This window comes from Treponema socranskii subsp. buccale (assembly GCF_024181585.1).
Lineage (GTDB): Bacteria > Spirochaetota > Spirochaetia > Treponematales > Treponemataceae > Treponema_D > Treponema_D buccale.
On record NZ_CP054258.1, the window covers coordinates 1,229,973 to 1,253,915 of the forward strand.

Genomic DNA, 23,943 nt, shown 5'->3' on the forward strand with positions numbered 1-23,943 from the left:
GGAACATGGCAAACGAAGCAAGAAAATCATCCGAAAATCCCGATATAGTGCGGCAGGGTGTACTGCTGTATAAGCAAAAAAAATATGCGGACTCTCTCGCGTTTTTTCTCGCGCTTCCTCAGGATACGGGTATCGACGGCATAGAGCTCGCGTATTACATCGGGCTGTGCTATGCGAAGCTCGAACGCTACGACGACGCGCTTTTGTATTTGGAACAGGTGGTTACATCGGGTACGGAACTCGAGCGCGTTTTGCAGTGCCGCTTTCTCCTCGCCGTCATCTACGCGCTTTCCGGCCGCAGGCGTCTTGCCGAATTCGAACTCAACAAACTGCTCGAAACGGGCTACCGCAACGCATCCGTCTATGCGGCTATCGCCTTTATCGCGTGGGAGCAAAACGACGTCAAAAAATGTCTCGAATATTACGAAAAATCGCTTGAAATCGATCCCGAAAATCTCACGTCGCTGAACGGCATGGGATACGTGCTCGCATGCGAAAATACCGATTTGACGCGGGCGCTGTCATATTGCAAAAAAGCGGTCGATTCCGAACCGAAATCCGCCGCATGCCTCGATTCGCTGGGGTGGGTATATTTCAAACTCGGCCTCATGGAAGAAGCTTCAAAATATCTTACGGAAGCGCAAAAGCTCGACGGTTCGAACGCCGTCATCAAAGAACACGTCGCGCAGCTTGAGGCTTTTAAGGACGACCGATGAAAAATCTTTTTTCTCATGCACCGTATTCCGTTCATTCGGCAAAAAAATCGATACGTAAAAATGCTTTCCCCAGTGGGGCTTCTTTTCGCGCGGTGAAAAAAGCGCTCCTTTTATTGCTGCTGTTCGCCGCTTCTCTTTTTGCAGAGGATACGGCAGGTCTTTCCGCTCCCGGAAGGATGCGTACGGCCGACGAAGGTTTTGCGTCCGAAGAGTTCCGGCGCGGCGTGCAGGCTTATTACCGAGGCGCGTTCAACGAAGCGATTTTGCAGTTCGAACGTTCCCTTTCATACAAAAGCGACGACAATTTGATACTCGACTGGCTCGGCAAAGCTTATTACCGAAGCGGCCTCGAAGGCGAAGCGCTCACATCGTGGAAGAGAGCCTACGAAAACGGGTACGGCGGCATCCTCATGCAAAACAGGATCGAAGTCGTGAGCGAGCGGCGCGTGACGGGCGATGCCTACGGAAAAGACGCGCGCTATACGGAAGCGGGAAGCTTTCCCGGCATGAACGGAGATGTTCTCGTGTTCAGCGAACCCGTTTCGTCTCTTCCGCTTGCCGACGGCACTCTGTGGGTCGTCGCTTACGGTTCCAACGAACTCTTGAAGATAAACGTCAACGGCACCGTCGTGCGTCGCGCCGAAGGACCGATCAACGGATTCGATCGGCCGCTCGACGTGATTGCGCTTCAAAGCGGCAATATGCTCGTCAGCGAAAGCGCGGGCGACAGGCTTTCGCTTTTGAACCCCGACGGAAAATTTATTAAATATATCGGCTCGAAGGGACGCGGCGTCGGTCAATGCGTCGGCCCGCAATATCTCGCCGAAGACGAAAACGGAAACATCTACGTGACCGACTACGGAAACAGCCGCGTCGATGTATTCGATAAAGACGGAAACGCGCTTTTTTATTTCGGAAAGGCGCAAAACGGCTTTGCGGGCTTTCAGGGACCTACCGGCATCGCAGCCGTTTCGGGCGGCATCTACGTTGCAGACAACGTGACCGGCGGCATCTATCAATTCGATACTGCAGGCAATTTCATCCGTACGCTGGTGCGGGAAAAAACCTTCCGCTTTCCCGAATCGATGAAAGCGTGGAACGACTTTCTCGTCGTCTGCGATTCGAACAAAATGATTTCGGTCGACCTCGAAACGGGAGCGACATACGAAAGCGCGAAAACGGGAAACGCTCCGTCGCGCCTGACGAGCGCGGTGCCCGATGCGAACGGCAACGTCCTCGTCACCGATATGAAATCGAACGAAGTGTATGTGATGACGAAGATGCAGGAGCTTGTCGGCGGACTTTTCGTACAGATCGAACGCGTCAATGCCGATAAATTTCCGCTCGTCGTCGTCGAACTCTCCGTCGAAAACCGCCGCCGTGAAAGCGTCGTCGGTCTCGGCGAAGAAAACTTTTACTTAACCGAAGGAAAGCGTCCCGTTTTGCAGCAAAAGCTTATCGGAGCCGCGTCGAACAATAAAATCGAAGACCTTACGATCATCATCGACAGGTCGAAAGAAAGCGCGGCTTACGGAGCGCAAATCCAAAACGCCGTGCGCTCTCTTTCATCTGCGATGAAAGGCGAGGGGACGCTCCGCATCGTCTGTGCAGGCGCCGTGCCCGCGACGGAATATAAAGGCTCTCCGCGCGCGGCGGAAAAATTCGGCATAAACGTTTTAAAAACGCCCGTGTCGGCCGAAGTGCCCCTCGACCTCGCGCTGCGCCTTGCCGCAAACGATCTCATAAACGCCGAAGCAAAACGCGCCGTCGTATTTTTAAGTGCGGGACGCGTGACGCAAAACGCTTTTAAAAAGTACGGACTTTCCGAACTTACCGCATATTTCAATAACAATTCGATCGCGTTTTCACCCGTCCTCCTCACGCAGGGTGCCGCCGATCCCGAAATCGCTTACCTCGAAGAAAATACGAAAGGCAAATCCTATTACGTTTTCAGACAGGAAGGACTTGCCCCCGTCGTCGACGATTTGCGGAATCTTCCCGTCGGACGCTATCAGCTTTCGTATATGTCTTCACTCAACACCGATATGGGGCGGGCGTTTTTGCCGATTGAAGCCGAAACCTATCTTATGAACCGGAGCGGCAGGGACGAGAGCGGATACTTCGCACCGCTGCAGTAAAAGCGTGCGGCTTACGATCGTCGCTGCCGGTTTTTCGGTAATCTTGCACGTATACGTACTTAAAGTATAAATATTTTCGGAGGAAGCAAGATCGATGAAAAAGGCCGTTTTATTTGCCGCTATGTGCGTTGTATGTATGTGCGTGTATGCACAAAATACCGACACCGATTTGTATTATCAGGGGTTTGCGTATAAAGATACGCGATGTATCGTTACGGGTAATGCAGTAAATGTCCGCTCAGGAGCGGGAAGCGGATATGCAAAGCTTTTTCAGCTGAATGCAGGCGATGTTGTATCCGTTATAGAAAAATGCGATGCGCCGCCTTTGCTCGCCGAAGGTGCTTTATCGTATTGGTATAAAATTACATGCGGTAAAGGCACGGGCTTTATGTGCGGACGCTGGCTTACGTCAAAATATGCCGCAGGTGATATAAATGCGGACGGAAAAATCGATTACATAACATATCAAGCGTTTTACCGCATTCCGTACGGTGCGGAGGATTTTGATGAATATATATTTACAAACGATACGTTTTTACTGATACAAGGCGGCGCCGTTTCGGAACTGAAAGGTGCCAGTTTTATACCGAAAGAAAAAGGACATCCGTATAGACCGAGAGATATTGCCGTTATTGCCGATCTTGAACTTCCTATAAAAAATCCCGTTATACTGTTTTCAAACTTTTTCGGATACGGATCGGGCCGCAGTTGTATATGCGATTTTTATTTTTTTAATGAAGATAATACATTTTCACCGATAATTTCAGCCGGCTCTTTTTGGGAGGGGTATTACTACAAAAAAACGAAACTCATTTTTCCGAATAAAGCCTACGATGTGTATAATCAAAAATGGAGCGCTTCGGAAAAAGGTCGAAAGAATATCATTATCAAGATAACGAAAGACGGAAAAGAGAACGATAAGTATGAAACGGAAAGCGAAACCGTTTCGCAAGCCGAGTATCGCTGGAACGGCGCTTCTTTTGAACAGATTCGGTAATTGCGGGTTTTATGAGAGGTAATCATGAAAACATATCAAGACGCGAACGCGGCGGTCATTGACCGATGGATTACGGAAGGCTGGGAATGGGGAAAGCCCGTCGATCATCAAACCTTTGTGCAGGCGCAAAACGGACAATGGTCTGTAGTGTTGACACCGACAAAACCGGTACCGCGCGAATGGTTCGGCGATTTAAAAGGCAAAAAGCTTTTGGGGCTCGCGTCGGGAGGCGGTCAGCAAATGCCGATTTTTACCGCCGCCGGAGCGGAATGCACAGTGCTTGACTATTCGGAAAAACAGCTTGAATCGGAACGCATTGTTGCCGAGCGCGAAAGCTATCGCATAAACATCGTGCGCGCGGATATGTCAAAACCGCTGCCCTTCGCCGATTCATCTTTCGATATTATTTTTCATCCCGTGAGCAACTGCTATATCGAAAAGGTCGAGCCGGTATTTGCCGAATGTTTTCGTATTCTCAAAAAGGGCGGCGTGTTACTGTGCGGACTTGATATCGGTATCAATTATCTTGTCGATCAAAAAGAAGAAAAGATTATCAACTCGCTTCCGTTTAATCCGCTCGTTTACGAAGCGCACCGCAAACAGCTTGAAGAATCGGACTCGGGCTGGCAGTTTTCGCATTCGCTTACCGAACAAATCGGCGGACAGCTGCGCGCAGGTTTTACGCTCACCGATATCTACGAAGACACGAACGGCGACGGCCGCCTGCACGAACTGCACATCCCGTCGTTCATTGCGACGCGTGCGATAAAATAATTTGCAATCGGTAATGCGCTGATTGATAATGAACAATGAGGCGCGGGGAAATGGCGAAGAACAAAAATATACAAAAAATATATGCCTGTTGGATTTATGTAAGCGATTTGAAAAAATCGATCCGCTTTTATCAAAATATCGGTTTTGAACTCAAGTTTATTGAAGAGGACGGTGCTTGGGCGGAATTCGATTTAGGAGAAACGTCGTTCGCCCTGCTGCAACGGCCTGCGGAAAAAGGATCGGTACAATCTGTAAAAACGAAAATTATGTTCGAGGTAAATGACATTGAAGAAATGCGCCGGCGTTTGGTTTCTCTCGGCGTCAAATTGATCGGAGATATCAGAGAAGAACCTTACGGCAAACTGCTGACCTTCGAAGACCCCGACGGGCATTGGTTGGAGTTTTTTGAAAATAAACGTGCTTAAAAAGCGTTTTGGGGCTGTACGATAAACAATCGTATGTGCGATTTTACCGAATGGCAACAAGAGTAAACCTAACAAAATACGGCAAGTTCTATATCTGGTTGACAGATATATCTGTGTTGTATATAATCTAAATATGATAAAGACATTCGGAGATTCCGAAACCGAAAAGATTTGGAATGGAAAGAAATCACTGAGGCTTCCTCCGGATATTCATAAAAGAGCATTTGTAAAACTGCTGATTATAAATTCAGCCGAATGTGAAGATGATTTGAAGATTCCACCGGGGAATAAATTCGAGCATCTGTTCGGTGATTTGAAAGATTATTGTTCGATACGAATAAATGACCAATGGAGAATACAGTTTAAGTTTCAAAACAATGAAGCTTATGAAGTAAAGGTTACGGATTATCACTAAGCGAGGTTTGTATGGATGATAAAATCGAATTGCCGAAAATCGGCGACATTATTGCAAAAGAATTCCTGGAGCCTCTTGGAATTACTCCGTACAGACTTGCAAAAGACTTGGGAGTTTCAACAAGTTCGATTTTGGATTTGGTTCACGGAAAAAGAAAAATCTCCGTAGAAATGGCTTTGCGCCTTTCAAAGTATTTCGGAACAAGTTCGAAATTCTGGCTCAATATGCAGAATGAGTTGGATTTGAGGGAAGCAAAAGAAAAATTGAAAAGCGATTTGGATAAAATCCCAAATTGCAAGAAGACCGCATGAGGTATAATAATAACGAGATGAATCATTAAAAACCGGAAGGATATAGTGTTCCTTCTATCAGCATGTATCTCATCTACAAAAATTAGTATCTTTTTCTTTTTCATTATGTTCAATCGTTTCGTGACATTCGCCCTTATAATTATTTTGTCCTTTCAGCGTTTCCGCGCGTGCGTTTTTTTCTCCTGCGAGGAGGCGCGCTTTATGCACTTTGACGTCGGGGTGTTTTTTTGCCAAATCGAGGATCGCGTTTTCGACGGCTTCTTTTTTCTTTTCTCCGAAATCGAAGAGCTCTTCCTGGTGCGGCTCCGATGCGCCGCTTATGTGATCGGCTCCGATGCCGATGAGGCGTATGCCGCGTCCCGATTCGTATTTTTTTTCAAACAGAGCGCATGCGCGTGCGTAGAGGTCGTCGATCGACGTTATCTTTGACGTTGAAGTTTCGCGGGCGGAAACGGTTGTAAAATCTTCGTAGCGTATTTTTACAAAAACGGTTTTGCTCGTATAGCCTTCGCGCCGCATGCGAAACATGACGGTGTGCGAGAGTTCCATGATTGCGGTTTTTATCGCGTATGTGTCGGTGAGGTCGTATGCGAAAGTTTTTTCGGAACTCAGCGAATGGGAAGCGGCGTCTCTCATAAAAGTGTCGGGTTCTCTTCCGCGCACGACGTTGTATAAAAAATTGCCTGCGGCTTTTCCGAACAGTACGCAAAGCAGTTCTTCGCTTTTTTCCCGAAGATCGCGCGCGGTAAAGATGCCCGCCTGATTGATGCGCAAAAGCGTTTTGTGCCCGATGCCCCATATTTTTTTCAGCGGCAGCGAAAGCATAAAACGCTCTTCGTCTCCCGGTTTGACTTCAAAAAATCCGTCGGGCTTCGACATTTCGGATGCGAGCTTTGCGATATATTTCGTGCTTGCAAGTCCTACCGATACGGTGAGTCCCGTCGTATCGCGCACTTCTTTTTTTAAGCGGAGTGCGGTTTGTTCGGGATCTCCGAAAAGAAGCTCGGTGCCCGTCAAATCGATAAAAGCTTCGTCGATGGAAATCTGATCGACGTCGGGAGAATATTCGCGGAATATATCCATGATCCGCGCGGAGACTTCGTGATAGCGCTCATGTCTTCCGTGCAGGTAGATGCCCGAAGGGCAGAGCCGGTAGGCTTCGGCGACGGGCATAGCCGAGTGGACGCCGTATACACGCGCTTCGTAGGATGCAGTCGAAACGACAGCCCTCCGCTCTCCGGGCAGTCCTCCGACGATCACGGGTTTTCCCCGGAGAGCGGGGTTGTCGAGCTGTTCGACGGAAGCGAAAAAGGCGTCGATATCGACGTGGAGAAAGCACTTTGTCATGAAAAGCCGCCGCTTTTTTGTGCGGGAATATCGAAAGTGTACGTGCTTTTAACGTACGTGTTTTTTTCGCCTGCTTCGTAGAGCGCACTCACTTTTACCGTCGTCGAAGCCGAAGTATCGGCGGTATATACAAAGACGAGCGTTTCGGGCGGATACGGCGGGATCGCAAAGGTATCGGTGTTCGTGCCCGTATCGGATGCGTATTCGGAGTCGGAGTAGAGTACGGGATTTTTCGATTCGCCTTCAAGCGAGACCGAACACAGAACTGCGTTTTTTCCGAGCTGTACGACGAGGCTGCGCGATGTGTCGCCGAAAAAAGTTCTGTCGCTTACGCTGCACGAAATATCGTTCGAATTGTCCGTCCGTATGTTTTCGGAAACTGCGGAACGTTTTTCTCTTCCGCTTTCAAAACGGTTTGAAATAAAGGTGATCGCCGCAAAAATCAAAACCGCGATTATTGCGATAGCCGCGAGGGAGAGGACGGTATTGCGCATGCGCATGCCGAAGGCGCTGAGCGATACGTTTTTCCATCTTTCATTCATGCGCGCTATGATGCGAAACCACTGTATTAAAAACGGAAGAAAGACAAAGGCGAGGAGCACGTTTTCCGAAAACGGACTGTATGCGACGGTGCGGAATGCGTTCGTCCGACCGAAATTGATTATCTGCACGGCGTAGGGCAAAAAGGGCAATCCCATTATAAAAAAAAGCGCTATGAGAAAACCCGTACGCTTGAGCGGGCGCGACAGATAGACGATGATATATTCCGCCGTAAACAGAAAAAAAAGCGATATGTCGACGGCGGCAAAGATAAAAATATTGACGACGGAAGCGAGCGTGAGGATATATGCGTAGGCTTGTTTTTTCAGTATACCCTGCTGCCGTATCTGAAAGAGATACAGCGATGTTACTATGATAAAAGCTGCGGCAATTTTTAAGATAAACTGCACGAGCGTGCCGATGCCGAATACCGCCGCCAGAAAATGAGCGAGTATTTGACTTGCTTCGAGAGAAAGAGAAGCGATAAGGGCGGTAAGCGGGAGTATGTACCACAAGCGCAGTACGTCGCGCCGTATTTTTTTTCTGTTTTTTTTGTCGGCGATAAACGAAAATTCGCACAGGATAAAAAGGCTTACGAATGAAATAATCATAAAACACAGCACGATAAATCGTTCGTCGAAATTGACGACGGCCGTGTTCGTCGGAAGGAGTATGTAATGCCTGTCCCAGCTTGCACTTCCCGCCGCAGTGTATGAAAAAACGAAAGACGTCAAAACCGCATTTGCTCTTTCGTCGGCGGAAGGAAACGAAACCGACGCGCACGGAATTTCGCGCGTGAGAAAAAAAGCCGTGCGTTCATCGCTTTCGATGAGGGAAAGGCGGAAGAGCGAATTGAAGCCGCCGCCGCGAAGCGCATACGTTTCATTGTTTTCGTCGCACGCACGGATGAGGCGGAGCACGAGCCAATCGGGAGAAACCGTTCCGCCGCCGCCCGGTTCGATTGCCGCTTTTTTTCGCGCGTTGAAATCGACGCACACGGCCGCATAATCGTCCGGCGTTTCGATGTTTTTTGCAAAAACGTCGGTACCTTTTATCTGCGGCATGCCGGCGTCGATCTCTTCATCACCGTAGGAAAAAAGCAGGATAATATCGCAGTCGTTTTTCAGTTCTTTTAGGCGGCGTAAAAACGACGTAAAAAAATCGCGCTGCGTGTACGCGTCTTCCATCGTAAAGGCGAGGATGAGTGATGTGCGCTCGTTTGGAGCGGCGCTCTTTTCCGATGCGGGAATGCGGACGGAGACATTGTACGGAAAATCGTTTTGTCTGCCGGAAACAAGCGGATCGCTTACTGCGCGTAAACCAAACGACGAAAGAAACGAAGCTGTTTCGCGGCAGAGTTCGCGGCCGATCGGCGTGCTTTCGGCTCCGAAAACAGCGGAAGCGAAAATACCGATAAAAAAACACAGTGCGAAGCGCTTCGTTTTCATGTCGTCAGTGTATTGTATAACGTGTTTACAATGCAAGTCCTATTGTATATAATAATACACATTACACAAATGTAAGCGATTGGAAAAAAGACTATGAGTACGACTGAAAAAAAAATAATGTTCGGTTTGCCGCTGAAAATCATATTGACGGAAAACGGCGCTTCTTATTTTATAAGCCGCAAAAAAAAGCTCCTTCGTTTCAGACTTGCCGACAATGCCGACGAATACGGCATTTTCTTTAATAAATTTTCTCCGCAGTCGGTTCAACGCATGATTTTACTCGACTACATTTCAAAGATCGAAATATCGATGACCGAATTCGTTTCGGCGCGGCAGGAAGTGATGGATCTGTCGAAGCTCATCGTCTATTCGCTGCTCTACAAACAATTCGATCGGGAAGTGTATTCCGCGCTGATAAAATGTGCGTGCGTAAGAAAACACAACCGAACAAATCCCGCGCACCTCATCGACGAAGAAACGTCGATAAGCGATCGCCAGCTCAAACTTCTGCTGTTGAATAAAGACGATATCATCGTACAGACGCGTAAGCAGATTCTCGATCCGATTTGGCAAAACATTGTAGATAACAAAGGTTACTCCGCCGAAGAAAAAAACATCAACCTTTTGATGAGCGAAAAATTTTTAAATCGCTTGGGTCTCATGAATTGGTATATCATTACGCTGTTCTGCAAAAACGAAGGCTTTTCGGAAATACTCCTTACGGTACGCAATAAGCTCATCGCGTATATGGAAAAATCGAGGGTCGCCGAATATATTTCCGTCATGATCATGGAGCTTGCGCTCAACAGCGAAAGTTTGAATATCCGAAAAGAGGCGCGCAATATGTATCAGGGTGTGGATAATATCGATTCGCTCATCCTCGATACCGTCATCCGCGAAAAAATTATCAAAGAGCTCAAGCGTAAGCGCGAACTCGTGTTTTTGTCATGGAAACTCGGAGGGGGAGCTTCGTCGATCGGCAGACAGGGCAGACTGCAGATTACGCTGTACAACAAAGACGATGCGTTTCAGGAAATCAAAGAGACGATCGAAGCGAAAAAAACGGCGGACACGAGCAAAAAGACGCTTATCGATTTTTACCGCGAACTTCCCGAAGGACAGGAGGGTATCGACTTGGGACTGTACTACCTGTCCTATCTCGATGACGCGTGCAAAAAAGTCGGCGTCAAATTCGAATCGCTCGTGAGTCAGTTTACGGCAAGCGATTTAACCGTTATCAATCTGATATTCAATTTTTAACCATGAAATCGTCCGCACTTCTTTTTGTGTTCATCGTTTCACTCCTTTTTTTTTCCTGTTCATCTTCGCTTCCCGATGTGAAAGCTGTACGGGCGGTTTCAATTTTCGATTATACCGACGGTGATTCCTATCCGCGTATGCGCCTTGCAGTCTTTACCGAAACGGGAAGCGATGTGCGGAGAGCCGAAAGCATCCGCATTGTCTCGAAGGAGACAGGCTGGGAGTGGAAAGCGGACGATGTCGAAATTTTTTCTTCCGATGCGAAGATGTGGGCGGGCTATACGAATTTCGTTTCTCCCGGAGATCGGGCAATCCCGCAGGGAGCGTATACGCTTTTTTATACGGATGCGCTCGGCCATGACGCGGAAAGCTCTTTTTCCGTTTTTTATCCCGCATCCCTTCGGCGTACGCGAGCCGGAGAGGCGAAGGAAAAACTCGGAACAGGGGTGAGCGAACGGATCGCCGTCTACGATGAAGAAGACGCCCTCATCTACTTCGATGCGCGTAAAGCCGAATGGAAATCGGACGACGACGTATGGCGGGAAATGGAAAACGCTTCCCGCATGCGGCTTTGCTTTTCAAATGCGGATGCGTCGGTGCTGTGCTTTATGCCTTTTATCGATCGCCCTGAAATTTCACCGGCGAGCGGGGAGTGAGCGCTTTGAACGAGGCGGGCGTATTTGAAGAAAAGCGGCCTTTCCGAGACGTAAAAACCTATGTCGTGAGGGCGTCGCGCATGACCTCGGCGCAAAAGCGCAATTACGCGGAGCTTGCCCCGAAGTGGTGCGTTCCGTACCGGGAATCGCTTATCGATTACACAGCTCTTTTCGGAAACGAAAAACCGGTTACGATCGAAATCGGTTTCGGCATGGGAAGCGCGACGGCGGAAATCGCTTTTAACAATCCCGATAAAAATTATATCGGCATCGAAGTACATAAGCCCGGCATCGGAAAGCTGCTCGGCGAAATCCGCAATCGCAGTTTGGAAAATCTCCGCATCATCGAAGGCGATGCGGCTCCGGTGCTTTCGAATATGATCGCCGACGATTCGGTTTCCGCCTTTCACGTATTTTTTCCCGATCCGTGGCCGAAAAAGCGTCATCACAAACGGCGTCTCGTACAGCGGCCGAGAACCGATCTCTTCGCATCGAAACTCGAAGAAGGCGGCTATTTTTACATGGTAACCGATTGGAGCGAATACGCGGATTTTGCGCTTTCGGAGCTCACGGCGACGGAAGGCTTTGTCAACGCGTACGAGGGCTTTGCCGAAAAAAAAGCGTGGCGGCCCGAAACGAAATTCGAAATGCGCGGAATACGTGCCGCTCGGGAAATTCGCGAACTTTATTTTTTAAAACGACGATGAGGGTGTATGGACGAACTGTTTGCTTCCGATACGGCGGGTGAACAAAAACGCGCCGCGGATGAGACGCGGAAAAAGCGCATTGCGGAACTCCGAAAATCGATACGGCGCTATCAAAAATCCTATTACGACGGCGAAGGCGAAATAAGCGATGAAGCCTTCGATGCGCTGTGGGATGAGCTGAAGTCTCTCAATCCTTCCGATCCGCTTTTAAAAAAGATCGGACAGGATTCGGGCAATTTCGAAAAAGTCCGCCATATCATGCCGATGGGCAGTCAGGAAAAAGTTGCAAACCCCGAACAGTTTTTAGGCTGGGCGCAAAAGCACGACTACGGCGAATACCTCGTCGAATATAAGCTCGACGGCGCGTCTCTCGAACTGCAATACGAAAAAGGAAATCTCGTGCACGCCGTAACGCGGGGCGACGGGACGATCGGAGACGACATCACGGCGAATGCAAAAAAGATGAAGGGCGTTCTCTTGACGCTTTCGTGTGCGGAAGACTTTACCGGAGCCGTGCGCGGCGAAGTGATTATGACGCACGGCGTTCACCGCGCGAAATACGGCGATAAAGCGAATTGCCGAAACGCTGCGAACGGCATCATGAAACGCAAAGACGGTACGGGAAGCGAAGATTTGGAGATGATCGCATACGACGCGTGGGCGGCCGCAGGAGAGGCTCCGTTTCGGGACGAAGAAGAAAAAATCGCGTGGCTTTCGTCGTGCGGCTTTACCGTCGTGCCGCTTGCGATCTGTAAAACGGCCGATGAAGTCGTCGCATATCGCGCCCGCGTCATGGAAAAGAGAAAATCGCTCGACTACGACATAGACGGGCTTGTCGTCAAAGAGCGGACGATCCGCAGGGACGATGCGGCGAGAGCGCGCCCCGAACGGCAGATCGCGTTCAAGTTCAGTCTCGAAGAAGCGGTGTCCGTCGTCCGCAGCGTCGAATGGAGCAAAAACGGCGGAACCTATACTCCCGTCGCGATTTTCGATCCCGTGGAACTCGCCGGCACGACCGTGCAGCGAGCGAGCCTTGCAAACCCCGATACGATGCGCGCCCTCGGCGTTGCAGTCGGTTCGTCCGTCGTCGTCGTAAAACGGGGAGAGATCATCCCGAAAATCGAAAGCGTCGTTCCGAACGAAAATGCGACGACTCCCGTCGTCTTTCCGAAAACCTGCGAAACCTGCGGCACTCCTCTCGTCGATGAAGGTTCTCGCCTTTTTTGTCCGAACAAGTCGTGTCCCAAGCGCGTGCTGCATCAGCTTTTGAAGTGGGTGCAAATCGTCGATATCCGCGATTTGGGAGAAGCGCTCGTCACTGCTCTTTTCAACGCGGGAAAGCTTTCTTCGATCACCGATATCTATACCCTTACCGTCGATGAGCTCACGCCGTTTTTTTTGAACGAAGAAAGCATCGCCATGGAAAAAGAATCGCTCGGAGCGGCGAAGGTTGTCGCGTCGATCGGAAACAGAAGGCGCCTAAGCCTTTCGGCTTTTATCGCGGGATTCGATATCGAAGGGATAGGGGAGACGATGGCGGAAAAACTCGTCGCCTCAGGCTTCGATACGCTCGAAAAACTTTTGCGGGCATCGGAAGCGGACATTGCAGGCGTGTACGGCTTTGCCGAAAAGACGGCGAAGATTGCGGTCGAAGGGCTTTCCGAAAACTCAAACGAAATGCGCTCCCTCGTTTTGTCGGAGACGATAGCGATCATCGAGCAAAAAGCCGGAGTTTTTGCGGGAAAATCCTTTTGCTTTACCGGAGAGCTTTCGACGATGAAGCGAGCCGATGCGGAAGCTCTCGTGAAAGCGGGGGGCGGCATCTGCAAATCGTCGGTGACAAAAGATTTATCCTATCTCGTTACGAACGATAAAGAAAGCGGATCGTCGAAAAACGCAAAAGCCGCAAAATTCGGCATTCCCGTCATCGACGAAAAAGAATTTATTAAAATGGCGAACGTCGAAACAGCGCGTTAAAGCGAGGCGGTATGGCGAGAGAAAGAACGGCAGGCTATTTCATTTTCAACGCGGTCTTTGCCTCTTTCCTCGCTTTGTTTATCGTGTTTGCCGTCCGCTTTGCAAACTGTTTCGGAGCTGCCGAAAGACTTCCCGGCGTCGAGCGCTATGAAATCATGAGGATTTTACCGTACGGGACGAGCGCCGGCTCCGACGGAGAAACCGTGAGCGCTTCCGTTTCGATACTCGACACGAGCGGCAACGAATGCGCGCGGATCGAGCGTTCGTGGCGGGGTTCCGTTCTCGCCGTCGATTTTAAAAGTGCGGAGTTTTCGGGCAAGCGTTTTTATTTTCCGTGCGAACTCTACGGCAGGGAAATCGTATCGGCTGCTTCTCCCTTTTTCCGTCGTCGCGGCACGGAGCTTTTTCGCTATTACAACGAAAATACGCAGTGTATGCTTTTGGGCGCTTCTTCGACGTTCGAAGGCAGGCGCGATCTGTATTCGCTTGCCCGTTTCGCCTTCTCGCCGTTTTCAGCCTTTGCCGCGGACTTTTCGCGCCGTTATTCGGCGGATCTCTCGCAGTGCAGGGCGGGCGTCTATTACAGCGTCATAGTCGGCACGGACGGAACGCTCAAAATCGAAGCGACGTATTGACGGTGCTATTGCTGTTTCGTATACGCGTAATCGCCGGTAAAAAAGTCCGGAGAGACGGCGCACATATTGAGCCGCACTTCCCAGTGCAGATGCGGACCCGTCGCAAGCCCCGTTTTACCCGAAAGCCCGAGCACATCTCCCTGTTTGACGCTTTGTCCCTCTTTGACGTTTAAAGCGCTCAAGTGATAGTAGAGACTGTATAGACCCGGTGCGTGGGCGATGACGACGCTGTAGCCGGTCGTAATGCGATTTTCCGCCATGACGACTTTTCCGTCGGCGCAGGCGGCGATACTGGTACCTTCGGGAACTCCGTAGTCGATGCCGTAGTGAGCCGATGCCGCCGATTTTCCGTCCGTATAGCGGTACACGCGCCGGTCGCCGAAAAGCGATGTTCTCCTCGTGTCCGCCGCGACGGGCGGCACGAAAGGCTTTATCGTGTAGACGTCGGAGAGGATAACCGTTTCCAAAAGCGCATTCAGCTTTTCGCTCTGTGCGATGCGCTCGGGACTCGTATTCGTTCTGATCCCCGTGTTCCGCGCGTCGAGCGCTATCGTTTCACTGTTAAAGTCTTTTTTAATAACAGTGATCGGAAGCGTAAACTCTTCGGCGTCCGCACCGAAGGCGCTGTAGACGACTTTGATCGCATACGCTCCGTTGGAAACCCATATCGAAATCGGTACGTAGGCTAAAAGTTCCTGTACGCTTTGCCGCTTTGCTTTTTGATTGATATAAAAAAATTGCGCCGAATCGATCTTTTTCGTTTCGGTACGGAGTTCCGCTTGAGCTACCGTATCCTTGACGGCGCGCTTCCGCTCTTTTCCCCGAAGGGTCATCCGAACGACGATAGCGTCTCCCGGCTCGGCTTTCGAATTGTATTCGACGCCGACCGTACACGCGCTTCCTTCGAACGAAGCCGTATCCGCTGATGTATACGACGCGCAGAGAGCTGCAAAAATCGCGATACAAAAAAATTTCGAAAAAATTGCCAGAGGTGAGTTTTTCGAGATGCCCTTAAACTTATACATGTCCGTGTCCTCCCGACCGAACGAAATCGGTGATTATCATTTGCGGCGTTACCGCGCCGTTGAACGTATTTCTGTTCATCGAATACAAAACGTCGAGTACATCGCCCTTGTTGAAGTCGCGCCCGAGCCGCTCTCCTTCGCCCCAAAAGAGCGCGGGGAATTTATATTTTCCGCAGTCGAACGTGATTTTCAAGTGCCGCCGTTCGCTTTTGCCGACGAGGGTCGCATCGGTTACGGGAAGCGCTTTCGACAAAAAGACGATTTCGCGATTGCCCTCACCGAAGGGTTCGAACGCATCGACAACCGAGAGGATTGCGGGCGAAAGGTAGGGCGCGGGAAGTTCCGCATCCACGTCGAGGGTATCCGATTCCGGATCGAGGACAATGTGCAAGGCTGCAGTTTTGAGCCTTTCGGTAAAGAGCGGAAGTTTTTCTTTCGGAAACGAAAAGCCCGCCGCGCAGTTATGCCCGCCGTAGCTTATAAAGATATCGCCGAGAGAGGCGAGGAAGTCCGTCGCATTGAGGCCGCGGCAGCTTCGCATGGAGCCTACGGCAACGTCTCCGTCGATAAAGGTGATGACGATCGCAGGCGTTTTGTATTTTGCCATGAGGCGCGAAGCGAGGATACCCGTAACGCCCTTATTTATCCGCTCGTCGACGACGACGCAGAGTTTTTTTCCGCAGCGCTCGAAGCTCTCTTCCGCTTGGATTGCCGTAACGCTCGCCGCATCTCCGACAAAGGCTTTTCTCTTTTCGTTGAGAGCGATGATCTCTTCGGCTCTTTTTTCACGCACGTCGGCATCGGGCGAGATGAGCATTTCGAGGGCGGCATTCGACTCGCCCATGCGGCCTGCGGCGTTGAGAGCGGGGATGACCGTCCACGACAGATCGGAAGAGCTTATCTTTTTTCCCGCGACGGAAAGACGCGAAAACAATTCGACAAGACCCGGCCGCACCTTTCCTTCGTTTATCGCGTCCAGTCCCGCTTTGACGAGGATTCTGTTTTCGTCTTTCAGCGGCATAATATCGGCGATAGCGGCGACGGCGACGAGTTCGAGATCGTTTTGCCGGTCGGCAAGTATTTGCTTCGTTTCGATTTTTTTTTCGGCAAAGCTTACGAATATATTGTAAAAGCCGTCGATTTCGCTTATCGGATGCGCGCTGTATTTTGCGATGCGCGAAGCGTCTTTCGCTGCAAGGAGACTCATGCGCGAAAGAGAGGGGATGAGCTTTGAAACTTCCGGACGGAGGTCTGCCGTATTGAATTCGACACCGCGTCCGAATATGTCCGATAGCTGCTTTTTGACCGCTTCTTCGTTCCACGTAAATATCTGCGCACCTTTCAAAAATTCGGGAAGTTTCGTTTGCGCTATCGATATGCCCCCGCCCCTTATGTGCTCCGAAAGGGATGCCGTGCGGACGAGGTTTCGCACTTTTACGCAGTCGATGTATACGCCTTCCGTTTCTGCAGGCCTCACATTCAAAAGCGCGATTTCCGCTTTGTACAATTCCGATTCGCTGAAGCGGAGCGCTTCGACGAGCTTGTACGAAACCGCCGCGCCCGAAATATCGGCAAAGGGATAGCCCGAATCTTTTACTTTCGGATCGAGAATCGCACAGGCATCGGGAAGCGTTTCGGGCGGATTGTGGTGATCGGTGACGATGACGTCGATACCGAGTTCTCTCGCGTGCGCGATTTCGGCCGCGTTTGAAATACCGCAGTCGACCGTTATGATGAGCGAACCGTAGTCTTTCGCAAAGTCGTCGACCGCCTGCATCGAAAGACCGTAAGCGTCGTCTCCGACGGGAAGCCGCCACGAAACGTCATAGCCGCTCTTTTGTAAATACGTGTAGAGGATGGCCGTCGCGCTTACGCCGTCGACATCGCGGTCGCCGAAAATCAATATCTTTTCGCCTTCTTCTTTTGCACTCGTAATACGGTCGACCGCGTCTTCCATATTTGAAAACAAAAAAGGGTTGTGCAAAAAGCGCAGATCGCTTTCTTTAAAATACAGTACGTCGTTCGCCTGCGTAATGCCGCGCCGCACCATAATCGAAGCGGTGAGCGCATCGACGCCGTACAGATCGCACAGCGCTTTTACCGCTTCCCTCGATACCTCTTTTTTACGCCATTCTTTCAAAATCTTTTCCATCCGTTTCGTTTATCAATTTTTTACTGCCGTATCGTTTTTATGATGAGCGGTTTTTTATCGGGAGCCGTGTCGGAGTAGGCGAGGGCGTCTTCAATTTTGCGCTTCGCGCCTGCAAGACACGCTTCGTCTTTTCCGTATATGTCGAGGATGCGATCCCCCTTGTGCACGAAGTCTCCCGTTTTTGCATGTACGATAAAACCCGCGTCGGGGCATACTGCATCGCTCGTTTTATTTCGCCCGACGCCCAAATCGATTCCCGCAAGGCCGACTGAAAGCGCGTCGAGCGTGAGAAAGCCGCTTTCCCCGGCTTCAATCGCCGCGTGATGGGATGACCGCCTCTTTCCGATTTCCGAAAGGAGCTTTGCAGGATTTCCGCCCTGGTCTTCGACGTTTTGTAAAAACTTTTCTCGAGCCGCCCCCGATTCGACTGCATGCTTGCATTGAGAACGCGCATCCTCTTCCGTTTTCGCTTTACCTCCGAGTAAAAGCATTTCACTGCAGAGCGCGTACGTTTCTTCCATGACGTCTTCCGGTCCGCGCCCTTCGAGACACTCGAGCGTCTCTTCGATTTCGAGAAAGTTTCCGACTTTTTTTCCGAGCGGCGTGTCCATGCCGGTGATGAAAGCGGACGCTTTTTTGCCCATGGCGGACGCCGTTTTTACGAGCGAGAGAGCGAGAGGCTCCGCATCGTACATCGATTTCATAAACGCGCCCGAACCGCACTTGACGTCGAAAACGAGCGCGTCGCTTCCTTCGGCAACTTTTTTCGATAAGATGCTCGACGTGATAAGTGCGATCGATTCGACGGTTTCCGTCACATCGCGGAGCGCGTACAAAAGCCTGTCGGCGGGGACGATCTTTTTCGTCTGCCCCGTCATCGCAAAGCCGGTTTTCGCTATAAGTTTTGCAAAGGTTTCAGGAGTGAGGTCGGTTCGATAGCCTTCGATCGATTCAAGCTTGTCGAGCGTACCGCCCGTATAGCCGAGCGCGCGCCCGCTCATCATCGGAACCTGTACGCCGCAGCACGCCGCGATCGGCGCAAGCGGGAGCGAAATCTTGTCTCCGACGCCGCCGGTCGAATGTTTATCGACAAAGGGGCCGGAAAGACGGGCGGCTCTCAAGTCTATGACATCGCCCGAGCGGAGCATGACGTCGGTGAGCATACCCGTCTCTTCGAATGTCATGCCGTTAAAATAGATCGCCATAAGCCACGAAGCGATTTGATAATCGGGAATCATCCCTTCGACATAGCCTGAAACCATAAACGCGATCTCTTCCCGAGTGAGAGCGGTGCTTTGTGCGATCTTTTTCGTTCCGTCTTCGCCGCGGACAAAGGTGCCGCGCTTTTTTGCAATGATATCCGTCGCTTTCATAATATACCCATCCCTGTTGCAAGCGATTGTAATTTTGTGCCGGCCGCCTGTTCCGAAAGAAAAAAAACGAGCCGTTTGAGCTCACCGAGCGCTTCGTCCGACACTTCGAATGCACGCGCTTTATACGGACTTAAACGCGAAACCGCGTCGAGGTAGCGGACGGCTTCGAGTGAAAGCATAAAACGGTTGGCGCTCTTTTCCCGTGCGGCGCACGAGGGGCAAAAAAAACCGTTTTCGGCCGCATTATATACTACCGCATCTCCCGTCAAATTTCCAGTGTTAAAACTGCGAGCGCACGACGCACAGGAGGAAGCGTCGCTTTGAATGCCGAGCAGTTCCATATAGCGCCATAAAAAGCGGACGAGCCCCCGCTCGCACTGACTTCCCTGCGCAATTTCAAGCCCGTCGAAAAATCCCGACGCGAGGCGCCAGCACGATTCGAAAGAGCCTGCGCACTTCGTTTTGATGACGAGTTCCGCCGCGAGAGAAGCCGCGTAGGACTTGTAGAGGTTTTCGCGGAACGAAAGGTGATAGCGCTTTACATCGAAATCCGATATCTTTACGTTGCGTTCGAAATTGTCCGCTTCTTTACAGTAAAAATACGCCGTACCCGCGTTCCAAACGGAAACGAGAGAGCGCAGTTTGCTCTTTGCCCCTCCGTAAAGCGTCGCGTAGACCGTGCCGCGCTCTTTTGTCAAAAAACAAACCGAGCTGTTGAGTTCTCCGAGCGGCTTTACCGAAAAAACGATCGCCTCCGTAACGTAATTTCGCGGCATGGTTCAATAATACTTCGAACAGCACATTTTGTACACTAAGCTACGGAAAATGTTTTTTAAAATCGTATAAGAAATACTATGAGCAATACAGACAGCGTAACTGCGAGGATAAAACGAAGTTTTTCATTTTTGTGATTAATAAATTTCAACCTTGATTGTTCGGGATGAGCTTTAATGTATTCCACTTTTACATTTTCTTTCGGAAGCGGATTGCGTTTTTGTTTAAAGAAAAAACCTTCCGTATCGTTGCCTGAATAAAGGTTGCCGTTGACAGTATACGTATAGTCATATTCATTGATATATGCAAGAAAATTTATTCGACGTATATTAACGGATATGAGCGTTCCGGCCGTTTCATTTACATTTTCATCCTTTGAAAATGCACTTCTTTTATTAAAAAGTCTTGTTGCGAGTACAATTCCGGCTGAAAGCACAATTATTAATACTAACGGTGAAACGAGAATGACGGGCATAGGAAACTCCCATAAAAACTTTTGCAGGAAGTTGCAACTTCCGAAAAAGTTTTTAGCCGTGCGCGAGAGCGCACACATTCAATAGTCGAGTTTGCAAAATACGGTGTATCGTATTTATTCTGTTTTTATCAACACAGTACGTATACACTTCTTCTACAAACATCAGCGCAAACTCGAGATAAGAACGCTGCGATTTCGAGCAATGCGCAGAAATCGCGAGTGTCTCCCATATATAGAAAAACGCTTCAGCGTTTTTCGTCTCCGGACTTTAACGACGGCGATATTTCAGACGTCGCTTTTTATCGTACCTCCTTTTTTTGGGCAGCTCAATAACCCTGTTTCCGCAGGTACTAGTCTATAGGGGTTTACTAAACCGGCGGGTTCTACAATGTCAACATTTCTTTTTGTAATATTTTGAAGATAGTCTTGTATATCCAGTATATCAAAAAGTGATATTTCTTCGGAATTTCTAAAATCTATAAGAAAATCGACATCGCTTTCGCTTGTAAAATCATTTCGTATTGAAGAACCGAATACGGATATTTCTTTAACATTATATTTGGAAATTATATATTCCAAATCTTTGGGCGTTAAATCGATTCCATTGTTCGAAAGTTTTTCAAAAACTGTCATATTTTTTCTCTCTCAATATACTTTGTATTTATCAAAATCGCAAGAGTAATCTGCTTTCAGTGTAAGCTGCTTTCAGTTGGATATTTCGGTTATCAATGTATCATGATATTTAGTACCCGGATATACCGAAAGAATTTTTATTCCTACAAATGTGCCCGCTTTTCCCAAATCATAGGTATCAAGTTTTTGATATGTATCGTCGGCAACTTCCTTATATTCATCCAAATCAAGCTTTTGCCAACCGTTTATATCTTTTGACTGAAGGTTTTTACAATCAAATCTAATTTATGGCATCAGATACATAAATTGCTTTTCCTGAAACATTTTTTGCAGTAACGGGAATATACACACCGTAGCTTATAACACCGCCGCTGTTTGAAGTACCGACATTTTCCAAAATTATCCCATTCGCCCCGATCTTTGCAGCTTGTTTCTTTAATTCCGCTATTGCATAATTCAAATCCCCCTGCTCGGTCCATCCTGAATCGCTGGAAGCCGTCACAATTCCAATGACTTCATATTTTGGCGGCGCTTCCGTATAAATTACGACACATTCAGGATTCGTTGCTGTTCTTTTGGTTCCGGTAATTAATGCGGTTCCGGTTGCACAAGAAAATAAAACCGTAACTGAAAAAATACAAAAAAATAAAACGATAAACATTTTCTTCATTTCTTTTCTCCATTTTCGTGTCGGCTGCGAAAGTTTTTTTTAAACAGTCATGTTTTTTCTTTTTCAATAATACTTTGTATTTATCAAAATCGCAAGATGAGCGTAATTTTTTATATTTTTGTCCGCGCCTATGCACATAATAGTTCTTCGATTTTTCATTAAAAACAGTAATTTTCAATCGACGGGTACGAAAAGCTGTCGGCAAGGATAATCCGTCTAAGAACCGATCGACGTTTGCGCGGATTGCCGCCGCGTGGTATAATCGATTCGGGAGAGAAAGTTCTTATGGGAGGATGATAAAAAGCGCGGCTAAAATATCGCCGTCGCTTTTTATCTCGAGTTTGCGCGGACGTTTGCAGAAGATATATATACATATCACTTTGATGAAAATCGAATGGATACGATACACTATATTTTCGCAAACTCGATTATTGAACGTGTGCGCCGCTGGAAACTTCGCGCTTACGCGCTCGTTGCGAGGCGCGCGCACGACTAAAAACTTTTTCGGAAGTTGCAACTTCCTGCAAAAGTTTTTATGGAGGATGTATGAACGAAATCATCGATGCGATAAAAGCGCGGCGGAGCACAAAGAGTTTTAAAAGCGATGCCGTACCGAAAGAGATCGTCGATCGCGTGATCGAAGCGGGGCTCTATGCCGCGAGCGCGATGGGAAAGCAAATGCCGATCGTCGTCGCCGTGACAAATAAAAAACTCCGCGACAGATTGTCGGAGATGAACCGCAAAGTCGGCGGCTGGAACGAGGGCTTCGATCCGTTTTACGGAGCGCCCGTCGTGCTCATCGTGCTTGCCGATAAAAATTGGCCGAACCGCGTCTACGACGGAAGTCTCGTCATCGGAAATATGATGCTCGCCGCACATGCGCTCAAAATCGGAAGCTGCTGGATTCATCGTGCACGGGAAGAATTCGAAAGCGACGAGGGAAAAGCGATTTTAAAAGAACTCGGTATTGCAGGCGAATTCGAAGGGATCGGTCACTGCGTATTGGGCATACCTGCAGCCGAGCGCGAAATGCCGCCGCGAAGGGCGGGCCGCGTATTTTATGCCGAATAAACCGTACTTCACAAAGGTTCGTAACCTGTATACGATTTTAGACGGTAATAGTGCGATACCTGATAAAAATCGGCTGTTAATAGCGATTTAGCTTAAAAATTGTCTTAATATGTCTATAAAAGTATACGTTTGTAAGAGGGATTTCGCTTGAACGGGACGCTTTATCCGCAGTAACGGGTGCGATACGGTTGCCGGCGGAGTGTGCCGCGAACGACTGCTGCGCGGAATCGCTCAAAATCATGGAAATCAATTTTCAATGGATATTTTCTAACGGGGTAATGAGGCTGTATTGAGTTTTCCATTTCATACGGAGACACGATACCACCGTACCGTACATTGAGCGAAGTTCCCCGCAACAGGATGCGATGTTTTCGTTTATTTTCATAAAAAAGCGCGTAATTTATTACTTTATCGGCGATATATAGATCAGCGACTTCCTTGCCGCGCTATCTCAACAATCGAAGGTGCAGCTATGGAATATACTCATAAACCCGTCGAAGAACTCACCTTTACCGATGACTTTATGTTCGGCACGGTCATGAAAAATCAATTTATATGTAAGGGCGTCATCGAACGGCTCCTGCATATCAAAGTCGGTAAAATCGAATATCCCTCCCTGCAAAAAACGATAGCACCGTTTTACGAAAGCAAGGGTATACGCCTCGACGTCTACGTTTCCGATTCCGATCGCGTTTTCGATATCGAAATACAAACATCGATCCCGCCTTCTCTTCCCAAGCGTACGCGTTATTATCAAAGTCTCATGGATGTCGATAACCTTTTGCGCGGCCAAAGCTATGCCGACCTGAAAGAGAGCTATGTCATCTTTATCTGTACGCAGGATCCCTTCGACAAAGGCCTGCCTGTCTACGAGTTCCGCAACGTATGTACCGCCGACGGCACGCTTTTTCTTGATGACAAATCGTATAAAGTATTTTATAATGTGGGTGCCTACGGTAAAGAAGATGAGCCTGAATTGAGCGCCTTGCTGCAGTATCTTTGCGAGAGGCGGGCGACGAGCGGTTTTACGCAGCGGATTGATGCGCTTGTCGAAAAAGCGAAACGGAACGAAAAGTTCAGGAGCTGGTATATGTCGTTGAATATACGGGAAGATGACTTACGCATGGCAGGTGAAAAGATCGGCTTTGAGCGGGGCGTTGCTGAGGGAATGCGCAAAGGCAGGGAAGACGGTATCGTTGCGGGATCGTATCAGGCAAAGCGAGAGACGGCAAAAATTTTATCGGATATGCGGCTGGACGTTGAAATGATAGCGAAAGCGACCGGTCTCTCGGAAGCGGAAATCGAAAAACTGTAATAGTATTTGCTTTTTAAAAAGCTCGACATCCGACCTTTTAGGTAAAAATTGATTTCCGTGACGGCCAAGCCGTTTTTCTCTCATAGAGAAATCGCGCGCTCTAGCAATT

General features: G+C 49.1%; 23 protein-coding genes. 14 read left to right on the forward strand and 9 right to left on the reverse strand.

Features of this window, described 5'->3' with window-relative positions:
* The first annotated feature begins 5 nt into the window (after positions 1–5).
* The 7 genes from HRI97_RS05485 (at position 6) to HRI97_RS05515 (ending at position 5,776) form a co-directional block, all read left to right on the forward strand.
* On the forward strand, positions 6–716 hold the full coding sequence (locus HRI97_RS05485; RefSeq protein ID WP_253727147.1) for a tetratricopeptide repeat protein: 711 nt from the start codon (positions 6–8) through the stop codon (positions 714–716).
* Complete coding sequence (locus HRI97_RS05490; RefSeq protein ID WP_253727148.1) at positions 713–2,854, forward strand: hypothetical protein; 2,142 nt, start codon at positions 713–715, stop codon at positions 2,852–2,854. Before HRI97_RS05485 ends, HRI97_RS05490 begins: the two co-directional genes overlap by 4 nt.
* A 94-nt stretch (positions 2,855–2,948) precedes the next feature.
* Positions 2,949–3,851, forward strand: a complete 903-nt coding sequence (locus tag HRI97_RS05495; protein WP_253727149.1) for an SH3 domain-containing protein — start codon at positions 2,949–2,951, stop codon at positions 3,849–3,851.
* A gap of 24 nt (positions 3,852–3,875) precedes the next feature.
* Positions 3,876–4,625: a class I SAM-dependent methyltransferase gene (locus HRI97_RS05500; RefSeq protein WP_253727150.1), complete on the forward strand. Its 750-nt coding sequence runs from the start codon at positions 3,876–3,878 to the stop codon at positions 4,623–4,625.
* Positions 4,626–4,675: 50 nt separating this feature from the next.
* On the forward strand, positions 4,676–5,050 hold the full coding sequence (locus HRI97_RS05505; protein ID WP_301338909.1) for a VOC family protein: 375 nt from the start codon (positions 4,676–4,678) through the stop codon (positions 5,048–5,050).
* A gap of 133 nt (positions 5,051–5,183) precedes the next feature.
* The gene (locus HRI97_RS05510) at positions 5,184–5,465 is read left to right on the forward strand and encodes a type II toxin-antitoxin system RelE/ParE family toxin (RefSeq protein WP_253727152.1); all 282 of its coding nucleotides are present in this window, start codon (positions 5,184–5,186) and stop codon (positions 5,463–5,465) included.
* An 11-nt stretch (positions 5,466–5,476) separates the two neighbouring features.
* Positions 5,477–5,776 carry a HigA family addiction module antitoxin gene (locus HRI97_RS05515; RefSeq protein ID WP_253727153.1) on the forward strand — a complete coding sequence of 100 codons (300 nt, stop codon included), beginning with the start codon at positions 5,477–5,479 and terminating at the stop codon, positions 5,774–5,776.
* Positions 5,777–5,845: 69 nt separating this feature from the next.
* Here the strand turns inward: HRI97_RS05515 and dinB are convergent, their stop codons facing one another.
* Together dinB and HRI97_RS05525 are read right to left on the reverse strand one after the other, a co-directional pair.
* A complete protein-coding gene (gene dinB, locus HRI97_RS05520) occupies positions 5,846–7,123 on the reverse strand; it encodes a DNA polymerase IV (protein WP_253727154.1) in 1,278 nt (425 codons plus the stop codon).
* Positions 7,120–9,111: a hypothetical protein gene (locus HRI97_RS05525; RefSeq protein ID WP_253727155.1), complete on the reverse strand. Its 1,992-nt coding sequence runs from the start codon at positions 9,109–9,111 to the stop codon at positions 7,120–7,122. The genes dinB and HRI97_RS05525 overlap by 4 nt, the downstream gene beginning before the upstream one ends.
* A 93-nt stretch (positions 9,112–9,204) precedes the next feature.
* Between HRI97_RS05525 and HRI97_RS05530 the strand changes: the two genes are divergently transcribed.
* The 5 genes from HRI97_RS05530 (at position 9,205) to HRI97_RS05550 (ending at position 14,346) form a co-directional block, all read left to right on the forward strand.
* A complete protein-coding gene (locus tag HRI97_RS05530) occupies positions 9,205–10,371 on the forward strand; it encodes a DUF8084 family protein (protein ID WP_180486351.1) in 1,167 nt (388 codons plus the stop codon).
* Between the two features lie 2 nt (positions 10,372–10,373).
* On the forward strand, positions 10,374–11,027 hold the full coding sequence (locus tag HRI97_RS05535; RefSeq protein WP_253727156.1) for a hypothetical protein: 654 nt from the start codon (positions 10,374–10,376) through the stop codon (positions 11,025–11,027).
* Between the two features lie 80 nt (positions 11,028–11,107).
* Positions 11,108–11,734, forward strand: a complete 627-nt coding sequence (gene trmB, locus HRI97_RS05540; RefSeq protein ID WP_253727299.1) for a tRNA (guanosine(46)-N7)-methyltransferase TrmB — start codon at positions 11,108–11,110, stop codon at positions 11,732–11,734.
* Between the two features lie 6 nt (positions 11,735–11,740).
* Positions 11,741–13,711 carry an NAD-dependent DNA ligase LigA gene (ligA, locus tag HRI97_RS05545; RefSeq protein ID WP_253727157.1) on the forward strand — a complete coding sequence of 657 codons (1,971 nt, stop codon included), beginning with the start codon at positions 11,741–11,743 and terminating at the stop codon, positions 13,709–13,711.
* 11 nt (positions 13,712–13,722) lie between these two features.
* Positions 13,723–14,346, forward strand: coding sequence for a hypothetical protein (locus HRI97_RS05550; RefSeq protein ID WP_253727158.1), 624 nt, complete (start codon positions 13,723–13,725; stop codon positions 14,344–14,346).
* 5 nt (positions 14,347–14,351) lie between these two features.
* Here the strand turns inward: HRI97_RS05550 and HRI97_RS05555 are convergent, their stop codons facing one another.
* From HRI97_RS05555 to HRI97_RS05585, 7 genes are all read right to left on the reverse strand, one after another.
* On the reverse strand, positions 14,352–15,371 hold the full coding sequence (locus HRI97_RS05555) for a M23 family metallopeptidase (protein ID WP_253727159.1): 1,020 nt from the start codon (positions 15,369–15,371) through the stop codon (positions 14,352–14,354).
* Entirely contained in the window at positions 15,364–17,523 is a 2,160-nt protein-coding gene (gene recJ / locus HRI97_RS05560; protein ID WP_253727160.1) for a single-stranded-DNA-specific exonuclease RecJ, read from the reverse strand. The genes HRI97_RS05555 and recJ overlap by 8 nt, the downstream gene beginning before the upstream one ends.
* Before the next feature lie 20 nt (positions 17,524–17,543).
* The gene (locus HRI97_RS05565) at positions 17,544–18,896 is read right to left on the reverse strand and encodes a thymidine phosphorylase (protein WP_253727161.1); all 1,353 of its coding nucleotides are present in this window, start codon (positions 18,894–18,896) and stop codon (positions 17,544–17,546) included.
* A complete protein-coding gene (gene recO / locus HRI97_RS05570) occupies positions 18,893–19,672 on the reverse strand; it encodes a DNA repair protein RecO (RefSeq protein WP_253727162.1) in 780 nt (259 codons plus the stop codon). Before recO ends, HRI97_RS05565 begins: the two co-directional genes overlap by 4 nt.
* 56 nt (positions 19,673–19,728) lie before the next feature.
* Positions 19,729–20,145, reverse strand: a complete 417-nt coding sequence (locus HRI97_RS05575; protein WP_253727163.1) for a hypothetical protein — start codon at positions 20,143–20,145, stop codon at positions 19,729–19,731.
* 285 nt (positions 20,146–20,430) lie between these two features.
* On the reverse strand, positions 20,431–20,778 hold the full coding sequence (locus HRI97_RS05580) for a nucleotidyltransferase family protein (RefSeq protein ID WP_253727164.1): 348 nt from the start codon (positions 20,776–20,778) through the stop codon (positions 20,431–20,433).
* A gap of 280 nt (positions 20,779–21,058) precedes the next feature.
* Positions 21,059–21,448 carry a hypothetical protein gene (locus HRI97_RS05585; RefSeq protein ID WP_253727165.1) on the reverse strand — a complete coding sequence of 130 codons (390 nt, stop codon included), beginning with the start codon at positions 21,446–21,448 and terminating at the stop codon, positions 21,059–21,061.
* A 546-nt stretch (positions 21,449–21,994) separates the two neighbouring features.
* Between HRI97_RS05585 and HRI97_RS05590 the strand changes: the two genes are divergently transcribed.
* Together HRI97_RS05590 and HRI97_RS05595 are read left to right on the forward strand one after the other, a co-directional pair.
* On the forward strand, positions 21,995–22,519 hold the full coding sequence (locus HRI97_RS05590; protein WP_253727166.1) for a nitroreductase: 525 nt from the start codon (positions 21,995–21,997) through the stop codon (positions 22,517–22,519).
* Positions 22,520–22,991: 472 nt separating this feature from the next.
* Positions 22,992–23,834, forward strand: a complete 843-nt coding sequence (locus HRI97_RS05595; protein WP_253727167.1) for an Rpn family recombination-promoting nuclease/putative transposase — start codon at positions 22,992–22,994, stop codon at positions 23,832–23,834.
* Positions 23,835–23,943 lie beyond the last annotated feature (109 nt).

Bases quoted from the DNA above. Each gene is read 5' to 3' on its own strand.
- HRI97_RS05485 (WP_253727147.1), top strand. From the start codon at position 6: ATGGCAAACGAAGCAAGAAAATCATCCGAAAATCCCGATATAGTGCGG.
- HRI97_RS05490 (WP_253727148.1), top strand. From the start codon at position 713: ATGAAAAATCTTTTTTCTCATGCACCGTATTCCGTTCATTCGGCAAAA.
- HRI97_RS05495 (WP_253727149.1), top strand. From the start codon at position 2,949: ATGAAAAAGGCCGTTTTATTTGCCGCTATGTGCGTTGTATGTATGTGC.
- HRI97_RS05500 (WP_253727150.1), top strand. From the start codon at position 3,876: ATGAAAACATATCAAGACGCGAACGCGGCGGTCATTGACCGATGGATT.
- HRI97_RS05505 (WP_301338909.1), top strand. From the start codon at position 4,676: ATGGCGAAGAACAAAAATATACAAAAAATATATGCCTGTTGGATTTAT.
- HRI97_RS05510 (WP_253727152.1), top strand. From the start codon at position 5,184: ATGATAAAGACATTCGGAGATTCCGAAACCGAAAAGATTTGGAATGGA.
- HRI97_RS05515 (WP_253727153.1), top strand. From the start codon at position 5,477: ATGGATGATAAAATCGAATTGCCGAAAATCGGCGACATTATTGCAAAA.
- dinB (WP_253727154.1), bottom strand. From the start codon at position 7,123: ATGACAAAGTGCTTTCTCCACGTCGATATCGACGCCTTTTTCGCTTCC.
- HRI97_RS05525 (WP_253727155.1), bottom strand. From the start codon at position 9,111: ATGAAAACGAAGCGCTTCGCACTGTGTTTTTTTATCGGTATTTTCGCT.
- HRI97_RS05530 (WP_180486351.1), top strand. From the start codon at position 9,205: ATGAGTACGACTGAAAAAAAAATAATGTTCGGTTTGCCGCTGAAAATC.
- HRI97_RS05535 (WP_253727156.1), top strand. From the start codon at position 10,374: ATGAAATCGTCCGCACTTCTTTTTGTGTTCATCGTTTCACTCCTTTTT.
- trmB (WP_253727299.1), top strand. From the start codon at position 11,108: ATGACCTCGGCGCAAAAGCGCAATTACGCGGAGCTTGCCCCGAAGTGG.
- ligA (WP_253727157.1), top strand. From the start codon at position 11,741: ATGGACGAACTGTTTGCTTCCGATACGGCGGGTGAACAAAAACGCGCC.
- HRI97_RS05550 (WP_253727158.1), top strand. From the start codon at position 13,723: ATGGCGAGAGAAAGAACGGCAGGCTATTTCATTTTCAACGCGGTCTTT.
- HRI97_RS05555 (WP_253727159.1), bottom strand. From the start codon at position 15,371: ATGTATAAGTTTAAGGGCATCTCGAAAAACTCACCTCTGGCAATTTTT.
- recJ (WP_253727160.1), bottom strand. From the start codon at position 17,523: ATGGAAAAGATTTTGAAAGAATGGCGTAAAAAAGAGGTATCGAGGGAA.
- HRI97_RS05565 (WP_253727161.1), bottom strand. From the start codon at position 18,896: ATGAAAGCGACGGATATCATTGCAAAAAAGCGCGGCACCTTTGTCCGC.
- recO (WP_253727162.1), bottom strand. From the start codon at position 19,672: ATGCCGCGAAATTACGTTACGGAGGCGATCGTTTTTTCGGTAAAGCCG.
- HRI97_RS05575 (WP_253727163.1), bottom strand. From the start codon at position 20,145: ATGCCCGTCATTCTCGTTTCACCGTTAGTATTAATAATTGTGCTTTCA.
- HRI97_RS05580 (WP_253727164.1), bottom strand. From the start codon at position 20,778: ATGACAGTTTTTGAAAAACTTTCGAACAATGGAATCGATTTAACGCCC.
- HRI97_RS05585 (WP_253727165.1), bottom strand. From the start codon at position 21,448: ATGAAGAAAATGTTTATCGTTTTATTTTTTTGTATTTTTTCAGTTACG.
- HRI97_RS05590 (WP_253727166.1), top strand. From the start codon at position 21,995: ATGAACGAAATCATCGATGCGATAAAAGCGCGGCGGAGCACAAAGAGT.
- HRI97_RS05595 (WP_253727167.1), top strand. From the start codon at position 22,992: ATGGAATATACTCATAAACCCGTCGAAGAACTCACCTTTACCGATGAC.